At 32.2% G+C, this 8,341-nt stretch carries 6 protein-coding genes; all 6 read left to right on the top strand.

The features are described 5' to 3' along the window. Positions 1–277: 277 nt before the first annotated feature. The 6 genes from BUB82_RS11315 to BUB82_RS11290 are packed head-to-tail and all read left to right on the top strand — an operon-like array spanning position 278 to position 8,002. Positions 278–469, top strand: coding sequence for a helix-turn-helix domain-containing protein (locus BUB82_RS11315; protein WP_073193738.1), 192 nt, complete (start codon positions 278–280; stop codon positions 467–469). After that, positions 462–1,667: a DNA cytosine methyltransferase gene (locus BUB82_RS11310; protein WP_073193737.1), complete on the top strand. Its 1,206-nt coding sequence runs from the start codon at positions 462–464 to the stop codon at positions 1,665–1,667. The genes BUB82_RS11315 and BUB82_RS11310 overlap by 8 nt, the downstream gene beginning before the upstream one ends. A 1-nt stretch (position 1,668) precedes the next feature. Beyond that, positions 1,669–3,195, top strand: a complete 1,527-nt coding sequence (locus tag BUB82_RS11305; protein WP_073193736.1) for a DNA cytosine methyltransferase — start codon at positions 1,669–1,671, stop codon at positions 3,193–3,195. Positions 3,196–3,197: 2 nt separating this feature from the next. Continuing rightward, a complete protein-coding gene (locus BUB82_RS11300; RefSeq protein WP_073193735.1) occupies positions 3,198–3,842 on the top strand; it encodes a hypothetical protein in 645 nt (214 codons plus the stop codon). A gap of 8 nt (positions 3,843–3,850) precedes the next feature. Continuing rightward, a complete protein-coding gene (locus BUB82_RS11295) occupies positions 3,851–5,710 on the top strand; it encodes an McrB family protein (RefSeq protein ID WP_073193734.1) in 1,860 nt (619 codons plus the stop codon). A gap of 3 nt (positions 5,711–5,713) precedes the next feature. Next, positions 5,714–8,002 carry a DUF2357 domain-containing protein gene (locus BUB82_RS11290; protein ID WP_073193733.1) on the top strand — a complete coding sequence of 763 codons (2,289 nt, stop codon included), beginning with the start codon at positions 5,714–5,716 and terminating at the stop codon, positions 8,000–8,002. Positions 8,003–8,341: the final 339 nt, after the last annotated feature.

Genomic DNA, 8,341 nt, shown 5'->3' with positions numbered 1-8,341 from the left:
AAGATAATTAGTAAAATTTAAAAATCTGGCTTGTGGCTCAACCGAAAAATAATCGCTAATTTGCACGCTACGAGCTATATACAAAACCGTTGTGCGTCAGTGTAAAAAGCCAACGCACGGTCAAGCACATTTAGTTTTTGCCAACGCTAAAAGCCATCGCTGAAAAACCAAAAGAGCTTGCCCTTCCTCAACCCACGACAAGACAATGTATAATTACACTGAAAAATAGTGAACTTTTACTATCTTTGACACCGAATAAACAAAACTTAGGTTTCAAATGAACCGAATAAAAGAAGTTTTAAAGGACAAAGGAATTTCGCAAACTTGGCTTGCCGAAAAAACAGGCAAAAGTTACAACAGCATAAACGAGTATGCACGAAACGTAAGACAACCAAGTGTTGAAGACCTTTATAAAATTGCTGGCATATTAAATATCAGTGTAAAAGAATTATTAGTTGAAAATGAGTAGGAAATACACATTTATTGACCTATTTGCAGGTTGTGGTGGATTAAGTGAAGGCTTCTACAAACAAGGTTTTCAAGGTTTAACACATGTTGAATTCGATCATTATGCTTGTGAGAGCCTTAGGACTAGAATGAAACATTATGGCTACCAAGAAAATGAAATAAGTGTTCTTGAGAAAGATATCACTGATAAGGATATAATTGAACAAATTGAGTTAGAAGTATCTAATAAATCTGTTGACTTATTAATTGGTGGTCCACCATGTCAAAGCTTCTCATCACTCGGTAGAGCGAAAGATGAAAATGGTATGCAAGATGACCCAAGAAATTATCTCTTTGAGAGTTATGAAAAGATCTTAAATCATTTCAAACCCAAAATATTTGTCTTTGAAAATGTAACTGGTTTGTTGACCGCAAAACTAGGAAAAGAAAAAACAGTAAATATTATTCTAAAAAAGCTTGGAAAGGATTATAAACTTATCAAAAACCCAAATGATATGGTTTTAAATTCTTGTGATTACGGTGTTCCGCAAGTAAGAAAAAGAATCATTTTAATTGGGGTTAGAAAGGGTCTAGAAATCAGTCCTAGAGAAATTTACAATGGAATAATAAAAACACATTACAATCCTGATTCCTCAGATGAAGAAAAAAAAGGTAAGAAAAAATATGTAACAGTAAAGGATGCTATAAATGACCTTCCTTCAATCAAACCTGGTGAAGGAGAAAAAAAAGTTGAACACCGTGTTTATGATTGGAATAACTACCTATCGACTGTAAGATCAAAAAATGAGAATACATTGTTAGATCATGTGTCTAGAACTCACAACGAAAAAGATCGTAAGAGGTATCATGAAATGAGTAAAAACGAATGGACATTCAAAGAGTTATTAGAAAAAAAGCCCTCACTAAACCATATTAAACAAAGAGTCTTTAACAATAGTTATGTTGTTCAGTTTTGGGATAAACCTGCAAGAACCATTATTGCTCACCTATATAAAGACGGTAATCAGTTTATACATCCAGATCCCAAACAAGAACGAACAATAACTCCTCGTGAGGCAGCTAGACTTCAATCTTTTCCTGACGATTTTGTTTTTGAGGGGTCAAGAACACAACAGTACAAACAAATTGGGAATGCTGTGCCTCCTTTAATGGCAGAAGCAATAGCAAAAAGTATTAAAAAAGTTTTAGCGAAGTTGTAATATGTTTCAGTATATAAACAATATAGAAAGCACTAAAGATAAGAAATTTTTGATTGAAAAAGTTAATCTGTTCATTAAGCTTATAAACGTTTTTGCACAAAAAAATAATCTCATTGATTCATCTGTAAATTCAGCAATATCAGATGCTACGAAAAATAGGCTAAAAGAACTTAGAATAATTGAAACAAATTCGGAAAATGAGCAAAAGCAATTAATGAAAGTTCTAAAAGCACCAATTTATAAAGAATTCATAAAAGCTATTAATTATAATCTTAAACATCAAAAATTGATTGGGAATTTACTGAATAATCTAGACCCGAGTAAAAGAAGTATTATTCAAGAAAAATCCAACAAAAAAAACAAACCACGGATTGTTGATTTTTTTTGTGGCGCTGGTGGTTTAAGCCTTGGGTTCAGTCAAGAAGGCTTTCAGGTTGATCTTGCGAATGACTATGAAGATGTTTGTATAGAAACTTTCAGATATAATCATCCTGAAGTACCTGACGACAGAGTCATTTTAGGTGATATTCGAAATATTGTTGATCATATAGAGGATTATATTGATAATGATATAGATATTGTTATTGGTGGGCCTCCATGCCAAGGTTTTAGCTCAGCCAATCAGCAAAGAATAATAGACGATCCAAGAAATGATCTTTATAAATATTATTTAAAAGCAATTTCTAAAATTGCACCAAAGTTTGTGGTCATGGAAAATGTAAAAGGTATGCTTCCATATTCCGAACAAATAGCAGAAGATTACAAAAACATCAGAATAAAAAAGGGAAACAAAACATTTTCTTATTCAGTCGATTGTAAAGTTCTCGTGTCAAATGATTTTGGTGTAGCGCAAAAAAGGCAACGTCTAATTTTCATTGCTATAAGAAATGATATTTCTGAAAAAAGAAAAATAACCCCTTCGGGAATATTTCAAGAAATTGAAAACAGTTATACCCAAAATAAAGAACATCTTTTAAAGGATGCTCTTGAATACATAAAGCCTCTTGAAGCTCCGCGTGTTAAAAATATGACAGAGGTAGATGATGAAATTACCGGTAAAAAAGTAGATGTAAATCAATTTTACGGTAATGAGAACTCTTATCTGAAGCTAATCAATGAAGGCAGAAAAATAGAATATGTTTTTAACCACAAAGCCAGATACACAAATGATATTAATTATGAAATATATGGAACTCTAGAACAAGGAGAAGATGGGACAAGCGAAAAAATAAAGCATGTTATGCCATACAAACACCGTAATCATATTTTTAAGGATAAATATTTTAAACTGATTGAAGACAAACCTTCAAGAACAATAACAGCACATCTAAAAATGGATTGTCATTCTCACATTCACCCACGACAAGTAAGAAGTATTAGTCCAAGAGAAGCTGCAAGAATACAATCTTTTCCTGATGACTATATTTTCTTGGGGGCATATTTAAAAACATATATGCAAATAGGTAATGCTGTTCCTCCAGTGATGGCAAGAGGAATTGCTAAGGTTCTTAAAAAACATATTAAATAACTATGAAAATCCAACAATTCATAAAGTCGTTAAATAATACTGAAATTGGCAAAGGAGGTACTCATGAGTGCTATGTCTTAGTTTCCAAAAAAGTTGAAAATATTGAAAAGATTTTTGATTCTTCAAATCACCAACCAACATTTATTAATTTAAAGAATGGTGGTATAGTAGATAGCGTTCATATTACCTCTGGAAGGGAATTTAGAATTAATGGTCTCGGTGATTTTTACCGTAATAATAATGTTAATGCTGGTGATGAAATAGTTTTTGAAAGACAAGATGATGGTACAAAAACTGAGTTTTTCATTAATTTAAATACCAAGGAAAATACAATCATTTTTCAGAAAAACAGCAGAGGTTTTGAAGTTTTAAATTCAGAACGGTTAGACCAATTAATTTCAGGTAATAGCTATCAGAGCGAAGTTAATTATAATGGTAGTTCTGGATTATTTGTGATAGAATTTAAAGAATCTGCAAAAAAAAGATCTGACTCTCCTGATGAAACTGACTTCTATTCTATTTCTTTTAATGGTCAAAACATTTTAAATGATTTGAAAAGCAACGAATACCTTGAGCTTTCAATTTCTGTAGCAAATAAATTTTTAAAAAAGATTGTTGTGTGGCAATCCTATGAGTTTAACCTATAATAATCAATATGGAAAAATATTATATAATTTCAATAAGCAACTTAGTTGATACCTTTTCAAGAGCCCTAGCAGGAAAAGAATTTGACTTTACACTTTCCACAAGTGAATCATCTTTATCTGACTCAACCATATCAGAAGACGACCTTTTACTAGTTTCTATTGATGACAAAGTCTATTACCAATTTAAAGTAATTGATAAAACAGAAAAAGAAATTCGTCTAAAAAAATTATTTGAAATTGAAAAATCAATCAACTATAAAATTGATGAAGAGGGTTTTATTCAAGAGATAACCAAACTAGAATTCGATACAATTCGTTATCAACTTTTTTCGGGGTTTAATTCTGTAGATTCCATTTCTAAAGTTAATAATAATCTTGACAAATTAAGAGATGAATTTATTAACTGGTTTATTGATAGGGATGGTAATAGTCATAATTATTTTTCTGGTCAGTTTTCATCAAGCAGGGAGAGATTAATTCATGAATTAGAAAAAACAGAAGAGGTTTATGAAGAAGAATTTGACTCAAAAATCTTTTCAACTGATGATGGTGACATTCAATCTTTGATTGAAAGACTAGAAAATAATTTATCAAAAAACGAGGGATTGTTTTATGAATATAGCTCTGGTAAATCAAACCATAGACCTCGAGCTATAATTGGCAAGAACAATTATATAAAATTTTTATACGAAAAGTTAGAAGGAAAACAAAAAATAGCTTCTGAAACTAAAAAAATAAATATAACCTCTAATCAAATAGCTTTTGACATTCAAAGCTTTCAAAAAACTTGCAAAACAGCTGGTCTAGTCTACACTGACACACTTATAACACGGTTTGTAAGCTCTCTTTTAACTAAACCATTTGTTATATTAACAGGACTTTCAGGTTCTGGCAAAACCAAACTTGCTCAAGCCTTTGTGCAATGGATATGCCAAGAAGAGAGCCAATACCGTATTATTCCAGTTGGCGCAGATTGGACCAATCGAGAACCGTTACTCGGCTATCCAAATGCATTAAAACCTGAAGAGTATGTAAAGCCAGACAGTGGTGTAATTGATTTGATTTTACAAGCCATTGCCAATCCTGACTTACCTCATTATCTAATTTTAGACGAAATGAACCTAAGCCATGTGGAACGGTATTTTGCAGACTTTTTAAGTGTTATGGAATCTAAAGAAGAAATACCATTATATGCCGAAGGAACGGTTGAAAATGGTGTGCCTGCAAAATTAAAAGTGCCTTCAAATTTGTTTATCATAGGTACAGTTAACATTGATGAAACCACCAATATGTTTAGTCCAAAAGTATTAGATAGGGCTAACACAATTGAATTTAGAGTATCGAAAAATGAAATGAAATCCTTTCTAGAAAATATTAAAGACCTTAATATGGATGCTTTAATGAGTAAAGGAGCAACTATGTCTAAAGCCTTTTTGGACATGGCTGCAAAAAAATCCTTTGCCACTGAAGATATTGAGGATATTAACCAAACACTCCTTAAGTTTTTTGGAGAATTAACCAAAACTGGGGCTGAATTTGGTTACAGAAGCGCCACTGAGATATTAAGACTCATTCATCAACTTTCAGAAATAGACAATGGATTAACAACCAATGAGAAAATAGATATTGGTATTATGCAAAAACTATTACCAAAACTACACGGCTCGAGAAGAAAATTAACTCCAATTCTTGAAACATTGGGGTCTTTTTGTGTTTCAAAAGATTTGAAAATTGTAAAAGACGTTTTTGAAAAACAAGACTTTGATTTTAAAACGGCAGAAGTATTATATCCCCTTTCACTTGAAAAAATAACACGTATGTATAAAGGTGCGATAGATAATGGGTTTGCAAGCTATGCAGAAGCTTAAAAAATGAAAGCAGTATCAAACATAGAAATCAGCCTTGATTCCATTCAAGAAGGTTTACGGCTTTGGATTGATGCCCGAAGACCTGATTCGCTATTTGATGCGGAAGAAAACGCGATAGAACACAATGAAGCAAGGTTTCAACTTGTGGAAGGGTGTTATTACGATTATCAATTGAGTGACCCTGATTATATACTAAGTGACATTGGGGAGAATATCATTCAACAACATAAAAGAACAACAAATCTTGGCACAATAGCACCTAATATTTTTGTTGGAACGCTTTCTATACCAATACTCAAAAAATCAAATTCAGAGGTTTGTAAAAACATTGATTTAGAGGTACAGTCTATTAAATCTGGATATCGTGATGATTACCGAGATATGCTAGAGCTAATCACAGAAAAGTGTACAGACTTACTGCTACAAGCGAATTCACCAGTTTCTCAACATTTTGAAATTGACTACACAAAAGATAGCCAAACCTTATATCAGAAGTTTTCATTTATCAAATCGGTAATTGGAACCAATGAATTTACAGAGGCAATTCATAGAATTATAACCGCTCCCGTAACTAAATGGACAGAAACTTCTGAGGAAAAAGATATTAGAAATGCTAAACGATTTTCCAATAGAAATATCAAAGAAATTCTTAAAGCTGGTAATAGAACAAAAATACCGAAGTCTCATTACTTAAGGAGTTATGGCATTGAAACATTACCAGAACGTATTTCCACTATTCGCAAAATAGATTCAGTTGACACACCGGAAAATCGTTTCATTAAACATGCTTTAGAAAACTTTTTAAAATTCTGCACCGATATTAATAGTAAGGCAAAAGAATTTGGTCATAAGAAAATGGAAACGGAATCAATGTTGTTGATTCAAGTCTTGGAAAGTCAATTACAACATGGCATTTTTAAAGAAATTTCACGGCCTACAACCTTAAAATTAAACAGCCCTGTTTTACAGAGAAAAGAAGGCTATCGCGAGATACTTAGAGTTTGGCTTATGTTTGATCTTTCCGCTAAACTTATATGGGAAGGTGGCAACGATATATTCAGCGGTGGGAAAAAAGATATTGCTACACTCTATGAATATTGGCTATTTTTTAAATTGTTAGACTTATTTAAGTCCATTTTTGAAATTGAACCTAAAGACATTTCAGAATTAATTAAGGAAACGAAAGATGGATTAAACCTTCAAATTAAGCAAGGAAAGTTTACCGCTTTAAAAGGTGTATTCAATTCTGGTAGCCGAAAGTTAAATATCCGATTTAATTACAATCGTTCTTTTAGTGGTAAAAAAGCTTATCCTGATTCAGGAAGTTGGACAACCACTTTAAGACCAGATTATACATTATCGTTTTGGCCTTTTGGTATTTCAGAACAAGAAGCAGAAAAACAAGAACTCATAGTGCATGTTCATTTTGATGCAAAGTATAAAATTGCCAATTTGAATGATTTTTTTGAACAAAATGCTGAGAGTAATTTAGATATAGAGAAGATAGAAAATAGAAACGGTATCTACAAAAATGCAGACCTCCTAAAGATGCACGCCTATAAAGATGCCATTAGAAGAACAGGCGGTGCTTATGTTTTATATCCTGGAGATAAATCCATTAATCAGAAAGGGTTTCATGAAATTATTCCAGGACTTGGAGCATTTCCTGTAAAACCCTCTAAAACTGACAGTGGAATTGGGGAGCTTAAAGCGTTTATTTTGGAAATAATCGAACACTTTGTAAACAGAGCCTCTCAACGTGAGAAAATTGCTTTCAGAACGTTTGATGTTTATAAAAATCCTCCTGATTCAAATAACTCTGTAAATGAATCACTTCCAGAGCCATATAACATGAATAGAGATTTAATTCCTGACGACACTTATGTATTGGTAGGTTATTATAACTCTATTGAACAATATGAATGGATTAAACGAACCAAACTTTATAATTTTAGAATGGGTTCAGGTAATGGCTCATTAATTCTTGATAAGGAAACTGTTAGTTCAAAATACCTTTTGCTTCATACATTAGGTGAATCAAAGTCTGGTGATTTGTGGCGAATTATTAGTAAAGGACCGAAAGTTTTTTCTAAAGAAGATCTAATCAGAAAAGGATATTCCACTCCATCGCAGGACAACTATTTAGTTATACAACTAGTAAAAGTTTCAGACCCTGAATTTGAGAATATATCATGGAACTTCAAAAATTTAGAAAACTATTCTTCTGGTAGAGCTTCTTCTTTTCCTTTCACAACCAACTTGACAGAATTAATGAACAATATCAATGAATAATATGCCAACGCTAAAAGCCATACACATTTGCAATTCGCACCAGCCCATGCTCAAGTCAAAAATTGCAAAAGAGTATGTCTTTGCCAACGCTGACAGACGGACGAAAAAGAACACCGAACGCACAACAATGTGTATAAGCAATAGCGGTTTTTGTGTTAAATTGAAAGAAAATGAATATTAATAAAGGTAAGTGTTTAACCGAAAAGTTTGTGGTTTTTAATCCGCTACTGCTCATACACTAGACCGTTGGCAATAATGTAAAATGAAAAAAATAATAACATTTATAATTCTGATATTAGCAATTAATTCAGTGACTTCACAAAACCGAAAAAACTGGAC

Origin of the sequence: Psychroflexus salarius (assembly GCF_900129035.1) — a bacterium.
Lineage (GTDB): Bacteria > Bacteroidota > Bacteroidia > Flavobacteriales > Flavobacteriaceae > Psychroflexus > Psychroflexus salarius.
Note: the sequence above shows the minus strand (reverse complement) of the source record. Positions and strands in the feature narration are given on the sequence as shown.